Here is a 19,960-nt window from a genome sequence, read left to right as displayed (position 1 = left end):
CCGCAGCGGCCTCGGTTACGCCTCTTCGAGGGCGTCCGTCAGGTCCTGGAGCCGGTAGCCCCGAGCGGTCTTGCCGCCGACGTTGACCGGCTTCGGCACGCCCACGAGGGGCTTGAGGAGATCGCGGAGCTGGGTGCGGTTCCAGTCGCCGAACTCGTCGGGCCAGCGCTCGGTGAGGCGCTCCAGAAGGGTCTCCGCGCTGAGCGCGGCGTCGTTGTCGAAGGCGGCCGCGACCCACCCGATCCGGGCGTCCTGGTCTCCGTCGTCGCCGCCCGCATCGTGGCCGGCCTCCGTGAGGGTCGCCGCGTCGATCTGCACGATTCCGGCCGCCTGGCGCTCGACGGCGCGCTGCTTGGCTGCGACCGGCCCCATGTAGGTGCACTTACGCAGGATCGGGTCCGTCAGGCCCGGCCCCAGGATGTAGAACTTCCCGGCGTCGGCCGGGTCCCAGTCGCCCGGGGAGGGGGTGAGCCGGTGAGGTGCCCACCCCTCGGAGACCGCGGTGCTCGATCCGACGACCAGCGGCACGTCGGCGAGGCGGCAGGGGAGCATGATGCGGATGCCGAGCGCGTCGGCGATCGCGTCGCCGACCGCGTCGGCCGTCCCGTCCTGTACCAGGATCACCAACGAGATTCTGACCTTGCGGGTGATCCGGGTGCCCTGGATCAGCCGGGCCCTCTGCTTGGGCGTCAGCTGCAGGAACTCGTCACAGAACACGATGATCGCCGGGGCGTCCTCGGTGACCTGCCAGTTGTCGACGTCGTCGCCCAGCAGCCGGGTACGGGCCTGGGCGTACCGGATGATGTCGCCGATCGCCTTGTCGATGTCCGCCTTGGTGTAGGCGGTACGTCCGGCCGCGCCCCGCAGGGGGCCCAGGCCGCGCCCGGTGGGGTCGATGTCCCACGCCACGGCGTCATAGCAGCTGGTCACGTAGTCGGCCATCGTCCGTACCAGCGCGGACTTCCCGCCACCTGAGGCAGCGACGACCAACATGTTCTGTCCGGCGAGCACGACCGTCGTCGCGGTGCCGTCCATGGACGGGCCCAGGTTCACCGGGTTCAGGATGGAGTTCGACTTCGGCGCGTAGACCGGGTGTTCGGGCATCTGCGCGAACGGGTCGCTGGTGATGACCCGCAGGACCACGGATCCGGCGGCGGCGCGCTGCGGCTGCGCCATGACGCCGTTCTGCTGGACGCCGAGAAGCACCTCCAGGTCCGGCAGTTTGGCAACCAGGGTGCTCGGCCGGCCCTTCGTGAGGTGAGCCGTTGCCCTCCAGCCCCAGCGCTCCTGGGAGACATCGGTGACGGAGCCCACGGCCAGGCCCTCGGCGCGCAGGGCGAGGTGGATGCACTGCCCGGCCTGCTCCGGGGTGGCGGCCAGCCGGATCGGGTATGGCTGGCCGGTCGGCTGCGGGGCGTCGGCGCGCGGGGCGCCGGCCGGGCCCGGCGCAGGTGCGGCGGCGGGTGGTTCTGTCGGCGCCGCCGCCGGATCCCGCTGTTCGTCGGGCGCGGGGTTGCGGGCGACCAGGAGCGTGCCCTCGGGCACCGGGTAGGCCAGGCCGGGCGGCTGCGGAGAGGCGGCGCGCCAGCTGGGATTCGCGCCCTTCGCCCACCCCGCAACGGTCACGGCGGCGGCCGCGGCGGCGCCCACGACCATCAGGCCGTGGGCGCCGCCGGTCAGCAGGACCGTCCCGACAACAGCGAGCACGGTCGGCACGCACCGGCGCCACAGCCGCCGGGAGGCGATGCGGCGCCGGTGTTCGCTGATCTCCGCCGGGGTCGCGGGCAGGTGGTTTTGGTAACTGCGGGCGAGGACGGCTGCGGCCTGCTGCTCCCACTGGGCGGCGGTCGCCGTGGCGGCGAGGGCGGTCTTGCGGGCGGCGCCGTACTCGGTCGGGGTGACGCTCTGGACCCGGGAGGCGGAGGTCGCCTTCTTGGCCTCGACGTGGTGCTCCTTCGCGCGGGCGCTCAGGTTCGTGTGCTCGATGTCCTGCGCGCCCTTCCACTGCCGGTGGCGGCCGTTGAGGAGGTCGACGGCCACGTACTCGTCGCTCAGGTTGTGGCCAGTCAGCCAGGCGCCGCGCTCGGCGGCCAGGACGCGCAGGCCCTCGCGGGTGTGGGCGCGCTGCCGTTCCCACCACGGGAGCGGCTGGACCGGCCGCGGGCCGGGGTGGTCGTCGTCGAGGAGCTCGGCGTCGACCACCTCGTCTTCGTCGGGTGTGTCGTCGGGGGCGGGCTTGTTCAGCGTCACCGACACGTCGAGCTGTCCTTTCTGGTCGTGGGTCAGGAGCTGACGGCGTGGTTCAGGGCGGTGAGGAGGCTGTCGCCGCCCGTGGACAAGGCGAGGTGGGAGTAGTAGGCGACAAGGGGGACGGCGGTGAGGGCGGCCCCGTTGACCACGCCCGCCATCAGCTGGCGCTTCGGGCCCTTGTTGAGGCCCTTCCAGGCGGCGGCGCCTCCGACGGCGACGACGAACAGCAGCAGGGAGCCGCCGTTGGAGAGCGGGATCGGCTCGACGCCGTGGTACTGGGTGGTGGAGTCCGCGCCGGTGGCGCCCCAGAGGGTGAGCTGTCCGCCGTAGACGCTGGCCTGGTAGCTCAGCCAGCCCAGGCCGCCGAGGATGCCGCCGGTGCACAGGCCGCCGGTGACCCCGACGACGTTGCCGACACCGAACGGGACCAGATCCGTCACGTTCTTCGAGCCGGCGATGAGCTTGCCGATTCCGGTGACCTTGACGACGCGCCACGTGGTGAGGCCGAGCACGGTGGCGTAGGTGCCGAGGGTAATGTCCATGGGTTTCAGTTCCCTCCGGTGAAGACCTGGACAGTCCAGGTCGTGAAGTCGGTGATGGCGGGGATGTTGAGGACGCCGGTCAGGACGGCGACCCAGGCGGCCAGCCGGCGCAGGGGCGAGACCGGCGCGAGGGTGCCGTTCTTGGCGGCGTGGATGCGCCAGCTGGCGAGCGGCGCGATCAAGGCCAGGGCCTCGATGGTGTTGCTGGTGGCCTCATTCAGGCCCGCAGCGGCGGAGGCGTACCAGGCCGCGCACACGGTGGCGGATGCGAAGGCGACCGGCCGCAGCGGGAAGAGCACGAGTACCGTGGCGGCGACGGGGACGCCGTAGTGCGCCCCGAGTGGCTGCAGGTACCAGGCCGGGACGACGGCCAGGCCGGCGGCGACGGCGTTCTTGCCGAGCTGGAGCCAGGACCAGTCCCACATCGGCTCGGGCGGGGCGGGCGGCTCCACCACGTAAACCGGGACCGGGACCGGGGCGATGACCTCGACGGGGATCGGCTCGCCGGGGCGGAGGTTGCATCCGCCGCAGTTAGGGCTACTGCCGGGAGCGCACGGCGTGCACGGGGGTAGCGGCGGCGGGGGCGGAGCGGTGAACGTGCTGGGCGCCGGGGGGACGTAGGGGACGGTCCTCGGCGGCGGGACGTGGGTTCCTGGGCCGGGGGAGTCCTTCACGGTGGTGACGGGCTCGGGCTCGATCACAATGATCTGCGGTGCCGGTTCGGCTTCGGGGAGCGGGTCGATGATCTCGGCGTCGGCGATGTCCTCGATGACTACGGCGTCCACGATCTCGCCGGTGTGCGTGGCGAAGACGGTGTCGAACAGGTCGGCCGGGCTGGTGGTCTGGTCGGTCACCGCGGCCACCTCCGGATCAGCAGGTAGCAGCCGTAGACGATCAGCGCGGCGTTGAACAGGAGGAACAGCGCCGCAACGTACTCCAGCGCCCAGCGCGCGAAGTCGGGCATCCTGGTGTCTCCCTTCGGTTCGTGTAGCGGATCGGTGGGGTGGGCCGCCCGGCCGTGCCTGCAAGCTGGGGCCGGGCGGTCCGGTGCCGTCGCGGACGGCGGTCGGCATCCGTGCTCGGGCCGTGGGCCCGAAGGTCCGGAGCTCCCCGTTCGCCCCCGGCCGTCGGCTGATGCCGGCGGACGGGGGATCAGGGCAGCCACGGGCTGCGGATGGTGCTCCTGCGGCAGGCCGTGCCAGGGCCCCGCAGGCTGTTGTCGAATCAAGGAACCGCGCTGCCTTGGCCGTCCTGATGGGGAAGCGACTTCCGGGCGCTGGGTGGTGCGGATCAGGTGCGCTGACCGATGGCTCGGTCGGCGCCCACTGACGGGGCCGCTCCAGCCCGCGAAGGGGATCGGCCCGGGGGTGGGCGTCGATCAAGATGGCGACGCGTACGGGGGTGCGGCGGACTAGCCGCTGTTGGAAGTGCGCCTGGCGTCGGCCTGACGCGCCCACCTGAGGGCGAGGTCGGCCTGGTTCAGCACCGGCGCGTCCGGCGGCCGGAACTGAGCGACTCGGGGCGGGCACTCGCCGGAGGGGGTGCGCCTGGCGTCGGCCTGACGCGCCCACCTGAGGGCGAGGTCGGCCTGGTTCAGCACCGGCGCGTCCGTCACGCGGCGCCGCCCGGCAGGTCGGGCCAGGGTCCGGGGCGCCCGAAGTTGCGCCGCACGGGCTCGCTGCTCCCCTCCCCGTAGGGGTCCTGCTCGGGGGTGAGGGGCACCCGGCCGTCGACCGGGACGATCTGCCGCTCGGGGCGGGTGTCCGTGGAGGCGGCGGTCGGGCTCGAGGTGGCGTAGCGGGTTTTGGTCATGGGCTCGGCGGCGGTCGCGGACGGGCTGGCGCCGAAGCCGAAGTAGGACCGGATGCTCATCGGGCACCTCCAGCGATGCCGCCGTGGCGCCCGGTGTCGGGCAGAGCTGTCAGACTGTTCACGGGTCAGCTCCCTTCACGTTGGTGACCCTGTTGTCCAAGGCCGGCCATGCCCGGCGGGCCTTGGTGACTTCTCGAAAGGCCCGCCATGCCCGGCGGGCCTTTCGTTTTGCCTACTCAAGGGCTCATTGCCTAGCCCTTGTTGTCGAATCACATTGCCTAGACAATGTGCGGACAACGAGAACTCTTGCACCCCGGACGCGATTGGTCAAGGGCTATGGCGCATGTTGTTCATATTGACTAGACAATGGGCGTCTGAGCAGGTAGAACAGACTCATGTCACCTAGCAACCAGAAGCAGCAGCCGCTCTATCTGCAGATCGCGAGCTGGCTCCGCGCCCGCATCGTGCCGGGCCAAGCCGGCCCGGCGGGGGCTCTGGACGACGACCGCCTCATGCCTGGCGACGCGCTCCCGACGGAGAACGCTCTCGCCGAGCAGTGGAAGACCACCCGGACGACGGTCAAGCGCGCTCTGGAGGTGCTGATCAACGAAGGGCTGATCTACGCCGACCGTCCGCGCGGGCACTTCGTGCGCTCGCGCCAGCCCATGGTCTACCGTCCCCAGGCCGAGTTCCGGAAGCGCCCGCTGAGCCCGCAGATGGACTCGTTCATGACGGACATGGTGCGGGAGGGGCGCACGCCCGGCCAGACCATCACGATCGAGATCCTGCCGGCGCCCGCCGCCGTCCAGGAGCGCATGCACCTGAAGGCCGGCGAACTGGTGGCCGTGCGGCGTCGCATCCGCCTGCTCGACGGCGACCCCTACCTCACCAACGACTCCTACTACCCCCTGGCCATCGTCCAGGGTTCCGAGATCATGAACCCGGCGGACATCGCACGCGGAGCGAACCAGGTCCTGTCGGAGCTGGGGTACCACCAGGTCGACGCCATCGATGAGTTCGAGTGGCGCATGCCCACCCCGGATGAGGCTGGCCGACTCAGCATCCCGCCGGGCACGCCGGTGGCCGAGCACATTTCCACCGGCTACACGGCGGACGGGCAGGTCCCACGCGTGGTGGTCAACTGCCTGCCGGGCGACCGGATCAAGATGCTGTTCGAGCGGCGCCGGCCCCGGCTCGGCAACGAGCTGACGGTCTCGGCAGCCTCGCCGGACGATCTCAAGACGGTGGTCGAGCTCTGGGAACACGCCGCGTCCTGGCTCAAGGAACGAGGCATCGACCAGTGGCAGTACCCGCCCCGCACCGAGCGGATCCAGGAGAACATCGCGGCCGGGCAGTGCTACCTCGTCTGGGACGGCGAGGTGCCGGTGGCGACGGTCACCGTGGACGAGCACGCCGACACCGAGTTCTGGACGAGCGAGGAGGCAGCTGAACCAGCGTTCTACGTGCACCGGATGGCGGTCCGCCGGGACGCGAGCCGCCAGGAGCTGGGCAGCGCGATGCTCGACTGGGCGAGCAAGCTGGCCGAGGAGAGCGGCAAGCGCTGGCTCCGGCTGGACGCGTGGAAGTCCAACGAAAGTCTCCAGGCCTACTACCGGGCCCGCGGCTTCGAACACCTGCGAACCGTCGAACTCGAGCACCGAGGATCGGGAGCCCTCTTCCAGCGGGCTGCAGGGGTCACACGCGGCGTCGGTCCGCTGCTGAAGATGGCAGCAGCGGACGCCGTACCCGACTGCGACTGAGCCGTGGCTCCGGCATCACCGAGGAGCCCGGCATCGACTTACACCCGACGGCGAAGGCCCCGACCGAGGACGGTCGGGGCCTTCGCCGTTCGGTAGGGCGGCGTGGGTTTGGGCCGGCGGATCCCGCAGTCGCCGGGGGTCGTCGTGACGACCCCTCTGGGGGGTCGTCGTGACCACCCCTCGAAGGGTCGTCACGACGACCCCTGCAGGGGTCGTCGTGACGACCCCCCTTCTTCTTACTGGAGTTCTGGGTAACTGGAGTACTTCTCTCCGTACTACAGCTGACTGTTCCAAGGGGTACGGAGGCAGCCGGATCTGATGCGCTCACACACCTGGATGGGAACCGATCAGCCGCCGCCGGATCGCGCAGCTCGCCGGATAGGGTGCCGTGAAGGCAAGAGCCCCGACCAACGGCCGGGGCTCGGGTTGCCGGCGGGAGGACGAGTCCCGTAATCGGCAGCTGCCGCTCACACTCACGAAGGACGACGGAGCGGACATTGCAGAGCGTAGGCGATGGCCTCGGCCCAGACCACAACGGTCGCCCTGAAGGTCAGCTGGAGGCGGTCTTCGCACCGCAGGCCTGGCGCGCCAGGTTCAGGGAGCTCATGCTCCAGCACGCAGAGGATCTGCGGGGCCTACCGACCGCGGACATGCTGCTCGTCGGATACGACATCGCGACCGTGTACGAGATCGGCGAGGGGTCAGCCGAGTACGCGACCACCCCCCGCAAGGGCGCAGCCCTGCAGGATCCGCGCCGTCGCGCGGCTCTGGCGGAACTGACCAACAAGGGCAAGGCCTCCGTCGCCAGGGCCCTCAAGCTCCTCGTCGCCGCCGACCTGGTGTACGAGGAATCCGGAGGGGACGTGAACAGCCGTACCCGGTACGGCCTGGCGATCCCTCGGGTGCTCCCTGTGGCGGAGATCCTGCGCTGCGCGAGCGAGCTGGGCATCAACCTCAGCGCCCGTCAGCGCGACCTGACCAAGGCGACCGCCTACCGGCGCTCCTACGCCGCGCTCCGGGATGCGGGTGTCGAGATTCCTGGGCACCGTCATGACGCCCAGCCGCCCTGCGAGGGCGAGGTTCGGTACGACAACGTCACCGCGCTCGGCGAGCGGCGTGCGGATCCTCAGCACGCAGGCGGTGCTGTTCCGGACGGGCGGATCGACGGCGACCCACGGGGGGTCGTCGCGACGACCCCCGCTCCGGTTGGAGAGGATGGGAGCGGAGACGTGCAGGACCTGCGGTACCCGGCCATGGACGCCGGTCCGAACGCCAACCAGATCCTCTGGGAGATCCGGCAGAAGATGGCCGACGCCCAGGAGGCCAGACAGGCCGGATCTGGTCGTACGACGGGCCGCAGCGCCAACTAGCATGAGCCGACCAGGCGACCATCGAGGAGATCCACAGTGACGGGCAACGCTGTTCTGCTCCTCCGCTCCTACCTCCCGCCCGAGTACCAGCTGCACCTCGTGGAGGGGACCCGGGCTGCGGGTGACCCCTCCTGGTGGCACCAGTGCGACCGTTGCCCGATTCAGGTTCAGGGAGGCCTAGCCGGCTACCTGGCGCACTGCAGCACCGTGCACTGGGACCAGGAACTCCCCGGCGTCGCACCGGAGCCGGTAAGCGCGCCCCCCGGCGGGCTCTTCACGGGGATCATCCGCACCTCCCGTACGGGTGCTCCGGAGCAGCTGGCTCTCTGGTAGACGTGTCAGCGATTCGTTGACACGTGTCAGGGGCCTGTGCCCGCTGCTCCTAGCCGGCCGAGCCGTAGTGGTACTCGGAGATCGCTCTCTGCATGGCGGTCGTTGCGGCGGGCATCCAGCCGGTCGACGGCCAACGCCGCCAATCTCGCCGCGGGCCGGGCCGTGAAGAGGAGCTTCTCACCGCAGCGGAGCCGGTCCTTCCGACCATCCTCCGATAGCCGCACCACGAGCTGGCCTCCGCCCACCCGCGGCGTGAACGTCGGAGCGGAGCCTTCCGTCGAGAGCAGACTTCGGTGGTTGCTCGCCGTTAACCGGCGCTGCGCGGCACCACGATGCGCCCCCATGCTCGTAGGTGGTCCTCACCGTGGCGCATCGCGGCACCACGCATCAGCCGGCTCCCGCGTGTAGTCGCCACCTGGACGAGGTCCTAGCCGTGGGCTGCCGGGCTCCCGTTCGGGGTGGTCAGGGTGAGCCAGCTGCCTGTGGTGAGAGAAGTTCGAGTGGTGTTCGGACTTTTTTTCCCTGAGCCCTCCCCGGGCCGTCGCCCCCGTTTGCTGGTACCCGAACGACGATCCCGAACCGCCCGAAGCTCGACGTTCAGCACCACCAGGTCCACCCCCGCAGGCGTGTTGTCCGAGGACGGTGCTCGCCCCCGAAGTCCGCCCCGACGGCGACTGGCCACCTGCACCGGAACCAACTGCCCAGGGAGGGCCGCCAGGCCCGAGTGGTGAACGCGGGAGCTTGCGAGCGCGTTCAGGGCAGGCGGTAGCTGGCGGGTCCAGCGCCGCCCGGGCGCTGGCGGCCTGCCGGGGCCGGTCCCGGCACCGGCGCAGCGCGCCGGTCCTCCGGCCCTTGGCCGGCGAGACGGTGCCGCACGTGGTCGGAGACGTCTAGTGAGTATTAAGAGGAGAAACGCGTTTCCGCAGGTCAGGGGCCATATCGAGTGGACGATTCGTTCATTGCAGTGGACGAAACGTGCATTCACCTTGCCTATAGGCAACCTTCGGCGGTGATTCGGGGGGCGACACGACACGATTCACCCGCGCAGGGACTTGCCTATAGGCAAGTCCACGATATGGTGGTTCCCTCAGGTTGCCTATAGGCAACATCGCGAGGTGAGGAGGGGTATGTCGCGATCCAACCCGGTTCGTCTGGAGGGCGTGAACCGGGCGACAGGTGAAGTGGTCATGCAGCTGGACCTCTTCAGCGAGGAGGAGACCAAGCCCGGACCCGACAAGGTCCGCTACGACTGGAACCCTCACGCTGGGCGGCACATCAATCTGCCGAAGGCGCTCGCCCGGAAGCTGTGGCACAAGGACTCCGGGTACGACCAGAACGCGCGGGACATCTTCGGGTTCTTCCTGGCGCACTCTCCGGACGGGGCCGAGCCCCTGCGGCTGACGTTCGCGGAAATCTCTGAGATCCTTGGTCCCGCGCCGAAGACCGTGCGAGTGGCCGTCGAGACGCTCCACCGAGGGGGGCTGCTCCTGGAGGCGGAGAAGTTCGGGCGGATGCGGTTCTACCGGGTGAACCCGCGGGCAGGCTACGACGGCCCTGCGCGGACGCAGGTAGAAGCTACGAAGGACGCTCGCTTCCCGGTAGTCCCGGCTCCGGAAGCGCCGGCGAAGCCGAAGAGGAGGAAGGCCGCGTGAGCACGCCCGCTATGCATCAGGAGCATGACGCCGATTTCACCCAGGCGCTGATGCACGAGATCCTGCTGCGGACGGCGGGGGCTCCTGGCGCCGACTTCAGGGTGCTGGCCTTCTACGCCACGGCGGCCCCGCTCGGGCAGACCGTGCGGATCGTTGCGAAGTCGGTGGCCGAGGGGCTGAAGCTGAGCGAGCCGACGGTCTCCAAGAGCATCCGGCGCCTGGCCCAGGAGGGCTGGCTCGAGCTCAGCTATCGCCAGGGCCCGATCAACTTCTACCGGGTCGGCCCGCTGGTGAGGCAGGTCGTTGAGTGCCTGCAACGGCGCGAGGGCGAGGACGAGGCCGCGGAGGATCTGGCCACCGTCCACCACCTGCCGTTCGGGCGCCACGGCCAGGACGACGAGGACGAGTAGCAGGTCCTGCAGCAACGGCGGAGGCCGGTCACCTACTACGGGGTGACCGGCCTCCGCCGTTCGCGGTTGCCTACGCCGGGCTGTGGCCTGCCTCGGCTAGGGCGTCCAGGATCAGGCGGAACTCCCTGCCGTCCACGGCGCGGAGCACCCTTCCGAGCTGGACTCCGCAGCGGTTCAGGAGCGAGGCGGCGATCTCCAGGACTGCCTTCTCGCTGCTGGAGGCCTTGAGGATCCACGGCTTGTCGAGCAGGACCAGGCCGACGGCGTCCCAGTCGACGCTGGGGCGCCGGGCATCGCGGTCGATCAGGGGATGGTCGGCGGTGGCGGCCGCGAGCTCTTGGTCCCCGATGAAGCGCCGCAGCCAGTAGCCGTTGCGGTGGGCGCCCAGGAGCCTGGTGGCCGCCCTCATCTGTTCGTTGCCGACGCCCTGCAGCAGGTCCTCGGCCAGCGCCGCGCCCGAGATGTCGTTGTCGGTCCTCACCGGCACCGCGGTCTCCGTTCCCATCAAGGCCGGGGGGATCCGGCCCGCTCGCCCCCACTCTGAGGGGAGGCTGCCTGGCCTCCCGGGCGAACACGCCGAGGGTCGGCCGTGCACGTCAGGCCCTTCTCCAGCATGCAGGGATAACGAGCCCAGGCGGCGTGGACTCCTCTGAGGGGGAGGGTGCCCGCTCGGCACCCTCCCCCTCGTGACACCCCTTGTGCGCGGACGCCGGCAGGCCCCCGGCCGTAGTTGCCCCGGCCCTTCGAGAGGAAGGACGGTGCGTGCTGAGGCGTACGAGGGGTGGCCTGGGCCCGCGAGGCGAGCGAGCGTAGGACGGTGACGTCACGGGGCGATGTCTCGTCGCGCCTGGGCTCGTTATCCCCCTTGGTTGAGGGAACGCGCGCCCAAGGGCGCGCGGAACGGGTCGTGAGGGTGGGGCGGGGCCGGTGGCTCGCCTTCTACCCTCCCTGCGGGCCCGTACGGGGCCGGGCAGGCCCCGCCCCACCCTCACGAGCTGCATTTCGTCCGTACGCCCCTGACCCGCCGTCGGCAGCCTGCAGACCGTAAATGGTTCAAGCGGACGCGCTTCGCGCGGCTCCTAGAAGCAGTAGCCCGGCCCGAGCGCGAACGTGAACGTGACTGCTGGTCAGCACGCAATCACGCCGTACAGGCCCTGGAAGGCCCCTCCAGGGGCCGAACGGCGTGCGCACGGCCGATTCCTCGTGACAGCCCGTCAGCGGCCCTTCACGGGCGCAAAGCCCGCTCCGTCGCTCGGCGAGGCCCGTTTGCCGGCCCTGGTGTCAACGATTCGCTGACACCAGGGCCGGTGTGGCACGCTCCTCTCCATGCCAGTCGACCCCGAGAGCCAGCAGCAGCTGCGCGAGGCCGCGGAGGAACGGCTCCGCGCCCGGTACGGCAGCGGGCAGCCCCTGATCCCGACCCGGGCGATGAACGCGGTCCGGGGCGCATCCCTGGGCCTGGGGCTCCCGGCCGGCGAGCCCGCGCCGGAGGTGCCGGCCGGTGACCTGCTGGCGGCCCTGACCCAGGTGGGAGAGGCCCAGCACGACCTCGACGTCCTGGAGCACGACCTGATCGCCGGGGCGCGCGAGCGGGGAGCCACCTGGCAGCAGATCGCCGACCACCTCGGCTTGACCAGCCGCCAGGCCGCCGAGAACCGCGCGCTTCGCCTGGAGCGCGCGGTTCAGGCACGGGGCGACCGCTACGTCGAACGGCAGCGGGAGGACCGTGCCCGCCAGCGCAACGGCGAGTCCTGGTGCCGCGCGCACGAGCAGCAGTTACGTGCGGCTGCGGCCGCGCTGGTCGACGTCGCGGAGGCCTGGCCGTTGCTGCGGGACGCTGCCGGCGCGCCCAGGGTGCGGGCCCTGGCTGCCGCCGCCGAGGACGAGACTCGAGGCCCGGAGCTGGCGCAGCTGCTGCGGGGACTGCGGTACGCGCTCGACTCGCCCAGCGGGCAGGAACGGCTGCCTGACGGAGAGCGGACTGGTGAAGCGCTGTCGGCGCGCGATCAGGTCCTGGGGCTGCTCGATCAGCTGGCCGCCGAGCGGGCCAGGGATCCACGGCTGTCAACGAACCGCTGACACTGCGGTCCAGCTGACGGACGGTCAGGTGGGAGACTTCGGGGATGACTACCGCCCGCCGCCCGCTGAACACCGGCCCCCTGCCCGCCGAGCGCCAGGGCGAGGAACAGGCCCTGATCCACCGGCGCGGAAGCGCGGTCGAGCGGCTGCTGGTGCCGGGCCTGGTGGGCACGCCGGTAGTGCCGGTGGTCGAGCCGCAGGCCCCGCGCACTGGCCGCCGCCCGCTGGCCGGTGGCATCGACCGGAGCGGCGACCCGCGGTGACCCCGCACGAGGTGTTCACGTAGCTCGGGGCGCGGCTGGCCCAGGTGCTGGAGACGATCGGCCGCAGCAACACCGCGGCCGCCGTCGCCCGGCGTACTGCCTGACGGTTCAGGCGCTGAACTGCTGGCGGAGGCGGTCCAGCTTCTCCAGGACCGCCTCCGGTGACGACGAGCTGGCGCGCTCGGCGGCCGCCGTCGCCAGCGACACCGCCGCCACCCGGTCGAGGCCACCCAGGTCGCCGAGCGGGCCGAAGTCGCCGTCGGCGAAGGCCCGCAGCGCGGCTCCCACCTCCGGTGGCATCATGAACCGGCCCATCATCACCACGACCTCCACCGCCACGGTGCTGGACGACATCGCCACCGTGTCGCCCGGGTGGCAGCCGAGGGCTTCCACCGCGTCGGCGAACAGCTCCTCCACCCGGTACCTGATGTAGCTGTCGAGCGCGAAGCCGCCGGCCGGGTCGGTCAACCGGCGCATCGCGGTGTTCAGCTCCGCCAGCAGGTCGCGCAGGTCGTCCGCGTCGTGCCGGACGCAGGCCCGCAGCATGTCCACGGCCAGGACGTCGCCGCGCAGTTCGGGCAGGGAGGGGTTCGAGACGGTATCCATGCCCAGCCAACGACCCCGGCCACAGGCGGATACCCCGGCGACCGGATCGAGGGCATGCCCCGGGCCTGACCGGCCCGACGGACGGGTCAGTCAGGCCCCACCCCAACCTAGTGCCGGAGTGCGCGGACCCCCAGGTCGTAGGCCGTGGAGCCGAGGGCGAGGACGACGAGCGGCCACACCAATGGGGAGTCGGGCGGAACGATGCCGCTGATCAGGAGGGTGCCGACCGAGCCGTTGCTCACGACGGCAGCGCACGGAGTTGCCGCCCACGCGTGCCGAGCCGTCCTGGGCTGCCTGTATGCTCCCGAACTGTTACTTAACGCTGACATAATGGAACGGTGCGTGACTGGACTGCTCGGAGGAGGTCCCCATGTACGACACGGAAGCCGGTGCAGCGCAACCGTCGACCGTGGATACCGCAGAGGTGCTGCCCGCTGCCTACGCTCCCCGGGTCGCCCGGATTCGGGCCGCGGTGGAGTCAGGCGACGGGACTTTGGCAGCCCGGCTTACTGAAGAGCTCCGGCAGGACATCGAAGCGCGACGGGGTGCCGGGCATCCGGAGGTTCTGCGCGCTCAAGAGGTGCAGGCCCACGTCGCTGCGGCTGGCGCCGACTGGGTACGGGCGGGTGAGCTCTACGCGGAGGCCGCGGCGGCGTGGGCGAGCCGGGGCGCGTGGGAGCGGTGGACGGCCGAGCGCAATGCCGAGTTCTGCCGACGGCAGGCGCGGGTTGCCACGCCGACCCTGGTGTCGTCTCCGGCGGCCGGGGGGAGTTCGGGCTGGCCCCCGGCCCGGGTGCTGGGACGGGGGACGGTCGTCGCACTCGGCGTCTTGGCGGCGTTGCTCGCCGGAGCGGTGTCCTCGATCCCGCCCTCCCGGCCCGACGACGTTGCGCTGCCGGATCAACAGGTGGTCGCGCCCGTTTTGGTGGGTGCGCTGCAGGGCGACGCGCGACCCGCACCGATGCCGACGCCGGTTCAGCCATCGGCCACGCTCCCGGTCTCCCCTCCGCCGACGTTCGGCGAGCCCGGCCTGGTGGAAGAACCCGCGCCTGAAGGCGGGGCCGACGTCCAAGGAAGCGGCCCGGCCGACGATGGCCCGGTCCGCCCGCGCCCGGGGCGGACGCCTGCGCTTAGTGGAAGGTCGGACCACGGCGGGCCGGCATCCGCTCCCCGGCCCCAGCCGGGCCCCGTCCCCGAACCGGCCGCTCCGGCCAGCGGGGGAGGGACAGACCCGTGTGGGGCCGCTCGCCAGGTCGGTCAACTGCCCGGGTCCCTCGTGGAGCTCTGCCAGCGCGCAGCGGGGATGTCCGGCAGGCGTTCGGCTCCGCCCGTTCCCTGGCCGACTGGCCGTCGCTCGGTACCCGGCCCACCCGCAGTGCCTTGAGCCTCTGCCGGGGTGAGCGACTGCCCGGGCCCGTACTTGGGCCGGGGAGCCGTGCCCGGGGCGGCGCCGAACGGCCGCACGGTCCGGAAAATGACACCGAACGCGGAATGATCAAGACGACACAGGACGCGGAACCGTCAGAAACCCCAGCTCACAGCGTCAGCCTGTGACACCGAAAGCCCGATCCAGCGCCAACCGGCTTCCCAGAGCTGCCGATGTCTGTAGTCGGCCGCTGCCGGTTCGGCCCTGGGCCGCTCGGATGGATTAGCGGCCGTGCCTGCGCGGGTCGTGTGGCGGTTGGCATGTGTCGATCCGTGCTCACCGTTGGGGGTTCCGTGCGCTGCGCTGTCCGTGTTCTTGTCCGTCCTGCCACCGTGGTTGCGGCGGCCGTGCTGGTCACTGGCCTGTCCGCTCCGACCGTCTACGCGCAGACACGCGGCATACACCGTGGCGTGGACGGCTGTATCGCCTGGAGCTATGACCCGGGGTGGGCGACCACCACGGTCTACGTGCACAACCGCTGCGACGAGGCCCGGGTCGCGAAGATCGCGTGGAAGTGGACCGGCCTGGAGGTGACGACTGTCAGGCTCGCCAGCGACGCGAAGACGAGCGTGAACCGGCGGTCGGACCCCGACACGATCTGGGACGCGGGCAGGGCCTGACAGCTGATCGGGGCGTCTGGCCGGGTCCGCGCCGGATCCAAGCCACGCCGGGCCTGCTGGACGGCGGGCCGATCCTGTGCGGTGTATGCGGCTCGGAGTTCGCCCCGTAGGGGGTGCCGGTGTCGGTCGGCAGCCGTGAGTGCGGTGGTGGTGGTCGACAGGAACATGAACAGCCCACTGACGGGCCCGGGCCGCCAACTCGCGCCTCCTCGCCTTCGACCGGACTGCAGATCGGTCGAACGAGCTGAGAATGCTTCAGGTATCCCGAAGTTACTTCACAGGCCGGCGAAACACTCGAAGGAGGAAGAAGTCTCTGGTCAGGACCTCGGGCACTCAGCGGGGCTCAGGAGAACCCGCGGGATGTCTCACACAGGTCCGCGTGGGCGAGGCGGACGTTGATGCCCAGGGTGCGCAGTCGGTGTGCGCAGGCCTGGGCCGTGGTGAACAGCTCAGCCTGCATGCCTGCTGCACGGGCTCCGGCGACGAAGGTGATCGCGTCGTCGAAGTAGCAGACGTCCCCCGGCGCGATCCCCATGCGCTCGGCCGCCTCGCGGAAGGCGAGCGGGGAGGGTTTCGCGACGCCCAGGTCGGCGGAGGAGAAGGCGTAGTCGGGGGTGATGCCGTGGCGGTGGAGGTCGGCGTGCATGGCATCGGTGAAGTTCGACAGGACGCCGCACGGGGTTCCGGCGGCCATCACCTGGCCGAGGAGGTCGATCATCACGGGGTCGGGGCGGCCCCGGTCCGCGCGCCACGGCCCGATCGCGGAGCGTGCGACTTCGCCGCAGTCGGCGACCAGACGCCGTTCGACGCCCAGCGCCCACTCGGTATCTGTCATCAGGCCGACCTTCGCCGCCTCGTAGTCCGGGTGCTGGTAGGCGTAGCGGGCGAGCGTGCCGGGGTCGAGGCCGGCGGCACTCTCGCCCTCGGCTGCTCCCCTGCCGTCGAAAATCTGGAAGAGGCCGTGCAAGTCGAACAGCACGCCCTTGGGCTTGGTCACCGTGGTGTCTCCGTTCTCCCGTTCGCCGGGACGCGGTTTGGGGGCGGGGCGCTTCACTGCTGGTGCTGGCGGGCGTGGATCGCCTGTTCGTATTGCTCGGCATACCGGTCGGCGACGGGCGCCCAGTCGTAGACGTCCTGGACGTGACGGGCACCGTTTGCCGCGCGCCGGGCTCGTTCGCGCGGGTCGACGAGGGCCTGCTTGATCGCGGCGGCCAGCGAGACGGCGTCGTTCGGGCGCACCAGCCAGCCGGTGGCGTCGTGCCCGGCCGGGGTGATGGTGCGGGCGGGCCCGCCGGTGTCGGTGGCGATGGGCGGGGTGCCGCAGCCCATCGCCTCCAGGTAAACCATGCCGAAGGGTTCGTTGACGGCGGGGGCGACCATGAGGTCGGCGGTGTGCAGGCCGGCGGGTAGTTCGTCGTGCCCGCGCCAGCCGATGAAGTACACGTCGCGGTCGATGCCGAGGCGCCGGGCGATGTCGGCGGGGTGCTCGCCTTCGCACTCGCCCGGGTAGCCGCCCCACATCAGCAGAACCGGCGGGACGGGGACCTGGTCGCGGACCTGGCGGACGGCCTTCAGGAGAACCGGGACCTTCTTGAACTCAAGGTAGCGGCCGACCCACAGCAGCAGGGGGCGCAGGCGGCCGGTGGCGGAGTCGTGCAGGCGGGTGAGGTCGGTGTCGGTGTAGCGGATGCTGCCGGGCGGCCGACTCTCTGCCCATCCTCGGGGGTCGGTGACCAGCCATCGGCGGAGGTTGGCCATGCGCTGGTCGTCGGAGAGGTCGGCGGGGCGGAACGCGCTGATGTCGACGCCGTTGGTGATGACCGGCACCGTCTGGTCGCGCAGGGCGGGCAGGAGACGCAGTGCCAGATCACGGTCGTGGTGGGAGACGGCCACGATGTGACCGGCGTGCGGGACGGCGGCGGCGAGGGCGGCGTGCCAGTAGTCGGCGAAGCGCCACTTGGGCCACTCGGTGGTGCGCAGGAGCCGGTCCTGGTCGTCGTCGAGGCGGCCGTCGTGGGCGAGTTGCTTGAGGGTGCGCTCACGGTGGGGGTGGTCGGGGTGGAGGGTGTCGGCGAGGGCATGGGGGGTGGTGCCGAGGTGGTGGGCCAGGTCGATGCGGTTGCGCATGCCGTGGATCTGCTTGAGCTCGGTGCCGTGGAGGGTGGTGATCCGGGGCACACCGCTGTAGGCCCGGTAGGCGGCGTTCTGGAGGTGGGAGAGGTGGTGGAGGTGGAGGACGTCGGGGGCCTGTGAGCGGTGCCGGGCGAGGTGGTGGGTCCAGGCGCGGGTGAGGCGGACGTCGGCGGTCGGCGCCACGGCGGCGAACATCGGGTCGGGGCAGCCTCGGGCGCCGAGGGCGCGGTCCTCGTAGGAGGGGTGGAAGGGCAGCGGGTCGGCCTGGGGGTCCCGGCCGTCGGTGAAGCGGTGGTGGGCGGGGTTGTAGTCGTAGGGGCGCAGGTCGAGGCCGGAGTAGAAGGTGGGGGCGTGGCCGGGGTCGCCGGGCTGGCCGAGGGATCCGGCGTGGATGCGGGTGGTGAAGCCGCGGCGGTTGTACTCGCGGTTGAGGTAGCGGGCGACCTGGGCGCTGCCGCCGCGCGGGAAGAAGATGAGGGCGGTGTCGACGCTCAGGCGCATCCCGGGGTCTCCCGTTCGTCGTTGTGGTTGGGGATGACCAGGGGGAGGCCGCCGGCGGCCTTGCCCGACCACATGGGGTCGCCGGGGTGGCGCGGGGCGCGGACGGCGACCGCGAGGGCCTGGCTCAGGAAGTGCTGGTCGCGCATCGCCAGCGGCGCGGCGAGGGTGAGGGTGTGGGCGTCCCAGGTGTAGGGCACGTGCGCGCGGCCGATGGCGGCGAGTTCGCCGCGGATGCGCGCGTGGGTCAGCGGGGCGCGGCGGCTGGTGAGCGTCGTGCACCGCCCGCGCTGCCTGTCCGGGCAGCGGTTGAAGCGGGTGCAGGTCGGCGTGCCGTGGACGCCGGCGCGGTCGGCCCGGCCCAGGACGTAGGCGAGGGCGCAGGAGTTCGTCTCGAAGATCGGGTGGTGGGCGTACTGGGACGGCAGGTCGCTCAGGAAGGTCCGCATCGCCTCGGGCCAGATCGATTCCGCCGCGTGCAGGTCGAGCCCGGGGTCGGCGAGGGCGGGCCACAGGTCGGCCGCCTGGTCGCGCGCGGACGGCTTGACCTTGAGGCCGACGGAGATGGTCGCGTCCGCGTACGTGCTGGCCCAGGACAGGACCGTGCGCATCGCCTCCGGCGTGGAGTTCGCGGGCAGCGCCGGGCGCCAGTAGTGCAGGACGGGAACGGCGGCCTCGCGCAGGCGCGGGAAGTTGGCGCGCAGCAGGTCGTGGTGGATGCCGCGTTCGATGTCGCGGCCGAGGCCGGAGTAGGAGAGGTAGACGAGCACCGGCAGGCCGGCCGCGCGGGAGCACACGATCTCCCCCAGTACGGCGTCCGTCACGTGGAACTTGGTGATGATGCACACCGGGTTGCGCACGGCCCGGGCGACGAGGGCGCGCAGGAGGCCGATGAGGTGGGCGCGGGTCTTCGGCGTGGAGAGGGCGTCGGTGTAGGTGTACAGGGCGTAGATGGTGGTGGGGCGGTGACGGGGGTCGGCGAGCAGCAGGTCGGCCGTCTCCTCCGGGGTGGCGAGCTCGACGGGCCGGGTGCGGGTGAGGCCGAGGTCTTCGAGGTAGCAGTAGGCGCAGGCGGCCGGGCAGCCCACGATCGGGTTGACGACGGACCAGGTGTCGTGGACGTCGATGATCTTCACGTCGTCGCGGGCTGTGGCGGGGATGAGGTCGGCCAACGAGGGCTCCTCCGTCGTTGTGCACGCCCCGCGGTCGGGTCCGGGGCATCCCGGGCAGCGGGACGCCCCGGACCCGACCGCGGTGGCGGGCTATTCGGTGGGTGTGGGGGCGCCGAGTTCGGCGGCGAGCTTGCGCAGGTCCGGCGCGTACTCGGGGTCGGCAAGGGCGGCGGCGAACTGCGCGCGCAGGTAGGCGGCCGGGTTGCCGGTGTCGTACCAGGTGCCGTCGATGACCTGCCCGTAGACCGCGCGGCGGGTGGCGAAGGCGTTGATGGCGTCGGTCAGGTAGACCTCGTCGACCGGGTTCTCCTGCCAGCGGCGGGTGGCCTCGCGCAGCTCGTCGACGATGCCGGGGGTGATCACGTAGCCGCCGATCGCGGCGTACGACGACGGGGCGTCGGCGGGCTTGGGCTTCTCGACCAGGCCGCTGATCCGCAGGGACCCGCCCCCGAGGTCCTCCTTCACCACCGGCACGCCGTACCGGTAGGAGTCCTCGGGTGCCATCGGCATGAGCGCGAGCACCGGCGCGTTGGTCTGCTCGTACGCCTGGATGAGCTGCTGCGCGCGCGGGACGTCGGCGACGAACACGTCGTCCGGCCACAGCACCAGGCACGGCTCGTCGCCGAAGTGGCGGGCCGCGTTGAGCACCGGCGTCCCGTTGCCGTACGGGCCGTGCTGGTACAGGTAGCTGATGTGGCCCTTGCGGGACAGCTCCCCGACCTCCTCGACCGCGTCCGCGAACGCGTCCTTGCCGTCGCGGCGCAGCTGCTCGACGAGCACCGGGTTGGGGCGAAAATGCTCCTGGATCAGGCTCTTGTCGCCGTTGACGACGATGGTGATGTCGGTGATGCCGCTGTCGATCAGCTCGCGCACGGTGTGCTCGATGACCGGCCGGTCTCCGACGGGCAGCATCTCCTTCGGGGTGGCCTTGGTGAGAGGCAGGAGGCGGGAGCCGAGGCCGGCGGCGGGGATGACGGCTCGGCGGATCGTCTTGGGGGCCATGCGACCCTCTCTCATCTCGACGGGTGCTGCGC

At 71.3% G+C, this 19,960-nt stretch carries 18 protein-coding genes; 7 read left to right on the top strand and 11 right to left on the bottom strand.

Annotated features, from left to right (window positions below; all coding sequences use genetic code 11):
* Window positions 1-15: 15 nt before the first annotated feature.
* The 4 genes from P3T27_RS37415 to P3T27_RS37400 all read right to left on the bottom strand — a co-directional run bounded on the left by P3T27_RS37415 (window position 16) and on the right by P3T27_RS37400 (window position 4,664).
* Window positions 16-2,256, bottom strand: coding sequence for a hypothetical protein (locus P3T27_RS37415; protein WP_280685794.1), 2,241 nt, complete (start codon window positions 2,254-2,256; stop codon window positions 16-18).
* Between the two features lie 26 nt (window positions 2,257-2,282).
* Window positions 2,283-2,792 carry a hypothetical protein gene (locus P3T27_RS37410; RefSeq protein WP_280685793.1) on the bottom strand — a complete coding sequence of 170 codons (510 nt, stop codon included), beginning with the start codon at window positions 2,790-2,792 and terminating at the stop codon, window positions 2,283-2,285.
* 5 nt (window positions 2,793-2,797) lie between these two features.
* Window positions 2,798-3,646: a hypothetical protein gene (locus tag P3T27_RS37405; RefSeq protein WP_280685792.1), complete on the bottom strand. Its 849-nt coding sequence runs from the start codon at window positions 3,644-3,646 to the stop codon at window positions 2,798-2,800.
* A gap of 757 nt (window positions 3,647-4,403) precedes the next feature.
* The gene (locus tag P3T27_RS37400) at window positions 4,404-4,664 is read right to left on the bottom strand and encodes a hypothetical protein (protein ID WP_280685791.1); all 261 of its coding nucleotides are present in this window, start codon (window positions 4,662-4,664) and stop codon (window positions 4,404-4,406) included.
* Between the two features lie 335 nt (window positions 4,665-4,999).
* Here P3T27_RS37400 and P3T27_RS37395 point away from each other — a divergent pair, with 335 nt between their 5' ends.
* From P3T27_RS37395 to P3T27_RS37380, 4 genes are all read left to right on the top strand, one after another.
* Window positions 5,000-6,364 carry a GNAT family N-acetyltransferase gene (locus tag P3T27_RS37395; RefSeq protein WP_280685790.1) on the top strand — a complete coding sequence of 455 codons (1,365 nt, stop codon included), beginning with the start codon at window positions 5,000-5,002 and terminating at the stop codon, window positions 6,362-6,364.
* Between the two features lie 605 nt (window positions 6,365-6,969).
* Window positions 6,970-7,734, top strand: coding sequence for a hypothetical protein (locus P3T27_RS37390; RefSeq protein ID WP_280685789.1), 765 nt, complete (start codon window positions 6,970-6,972; stop codon window positions 7,732-7,734).
* Window positions 7,735-9,254: 1,520 nt separating this feature from the next.
* Entirely contained in the window at window positions 9,255-9,719 is a 465-nt protein-coding gene (locus P3T27_RS37385; RefSeq protein WP_280685788.1) for a helix-turn-helix domain-containing protein, read from the top strand.
* Window positions 9,716-10,129: a hypothetical protein gene (locus P3T27_RS37380; protein WP_280685787.1), complete on the top strand. Its 414-nt coding sequence runs from the start codon at window positions 9,716-9,718 to the stop codon at window positions 10,127-10,129. Before P3T27_RS37385 ends, P3T27_RS37380 begins: the two co-directional genes overlap by 4 nt.
* A gap of 70 nt (window positions 10,130-10,199) precedes the next feature.
* Here the strand turns inward: P3T27_RS37380 and P3T27_RS37375 are convergent, their stop codons facing one another.
* Window positions 10,200-10,616: a hypothetical protein gene (locus P3T27_RS37375; protein ID WP_280685786.1), complete on the bottom strand. Its 417-nt coding sequence runs from the start codon at window positions 10,614-10,616 to the stop codon at window positions 10,200-10,202.
* 839 nt (window positions 10,617-11,455) lie between these two features.
* Here P3T27_RS37375 and P3T27_RS37370 point away from each other — a divergent pair.
* Together P3T27_RS37370 and P3T27_RS37365 are read left to right on the top strand one after the other, a co-directional pair.
* Window positions 11,456-12,208, top strand: coding sequence for a hypothetical protein (locus P3T27_RS37370; RefSeq protein WP_280685785.1), 753 nt, complete (start codon window positions 11,456-11,458; stop codon window positions 12,206-12,208).
* Between the two features lie 44 nt (window positions 12,209-12,252).
* A complete protein-coding gene (locus P3T27_RS37365) occupies window positions 12,253-12,471 on the top strand; it encodes a hypothetical protein (protein ID WP_280685784.1) in 219 nt (72 codons plus the stop codon).
* Between the two features lie 108 nt (window positions 12,472-12,579).
* Here the strand turns inward: P3T27_RS37365 and P3T27_RS37360 are convergent, their stop codons facing one another.
* Both P3T27_RS37360 and P3T27_RS37355 read right to left on the bottom strand, forming a co-directional pair.
* Window positions 12,580-13,077 (bottom strand): hypothetical protein, encoded by a 498-nt coding sequence (locus P3T27_RS37360; RefSeq protein WP_280685783.1) that lies wholly within the window; start codon window positions 13,075-13,077, stop codon window positions 12,580-12,582.
* Between the two features lie 107 nt (window positions 13,078-13,184).
* On the bottom strand, window positions 13,185-13,319 hold the full coding sequence (locus P3T27_RS37355) for a hypothetical protein (protein ID WP_280685782.1): 135 nt from the start codon (window positions 13,317-13,319) through the stop codon (window positions 13,185-13,187).
* A gap of 1,594 nt (window positions 13,320-14,913) precedes the next feature.
* Between P3T27_RS37355 and P3T27_RS37350 the strand changes: the two genes are divergently transcribed.
* Window positions 14,914-15,123 carry a hypothetical protein gene (locus P3T27_RS37350; protein ID WP_280685781.1) on the top strand — a complete coding sequence of 70 codons (210 nt, stop codon included), beginning with the start codon at window positions 14,914-14,916 and terminating at the stop codon, window positions 15,121-15,123.
* Window positions 15,124-15,466: 343 nt separating this feature from the next.
* On the opposite strand, the gene P3T27_RS37345 is transcribed toward P3T27_RS37350, so the two are convergent.
* The 4 genes from P3T27_RS37345 to P3T27_RS37330 form a co-directional block, all read right to left on the bottom strand.
* Window positions 15,467-16,120 (bottom strand): HAD-IA family hydrolase, encoded by a 654-nt coding sequence (locus P3T27_RS37345; RefSeq protein ID WP_280685780.1) that lies wholly within the window; start codon window positions 16,118-16,120, stop codon window positions 15,467-15,469.
* A 53-nt stretch (window positions 16,121-16,173) separates the two neighbouring features.
* Window positions 16,174-17,757 carry a glycosyltransferase gene (locus P3T27_RS37340; protein WP_280685779.1) on the bottom strand — a complete coding sequence of 528 codons (1,584 nt, stop codon included), beginning with the start codon at window positions 17,755-17,757 and terminating at the stop codon, window positions 16,174-16,176.
* On the bottom strand, window positions 17,748-18,926 hold the full coding sequence (locus P3T27_RS37335; protein WP_280685778.1) for a hypothetical protein: 1,179 nt from the start codon (window positions 18,924-18,926) through the stop codon (window positions 17,748-17,750). The genes P3T27_RS37340 and P3T27_RS37335 overlap by 10 nt, the downstream gene beginning before the upstream one ends.
* Before the next feature lie 90 nt (window positions 18,927-19,016).
* On the bottom strand, window positions 19,017-19,928 hold the full coding sequence (locus tag P3T27_RS37330; protein ID WP_280685777.1) for a UTP--glucose-1-phosphate uridylyltransferase: 912 nt from the start codon (window positions 19,926-19,928) through the stop codon (window positions 19,017-19,019).
* Window positions 19,929-19,960 lie beyond the last annotated feature (32 nt).

The organism is Kitasatospora sp. MAA19, assembly GCF_029894125.1.
Lineage (GTDB): Bacteria > Actinomycetota > Actinomycetes > Streptomycetales > Streptomycetaceae > Kitasatospora.
The sequence above is the reverse complement of the archived record's forward strand: the minus strand, read 5'-3'. Positions and strand labels throughout refer to the sequence as shown.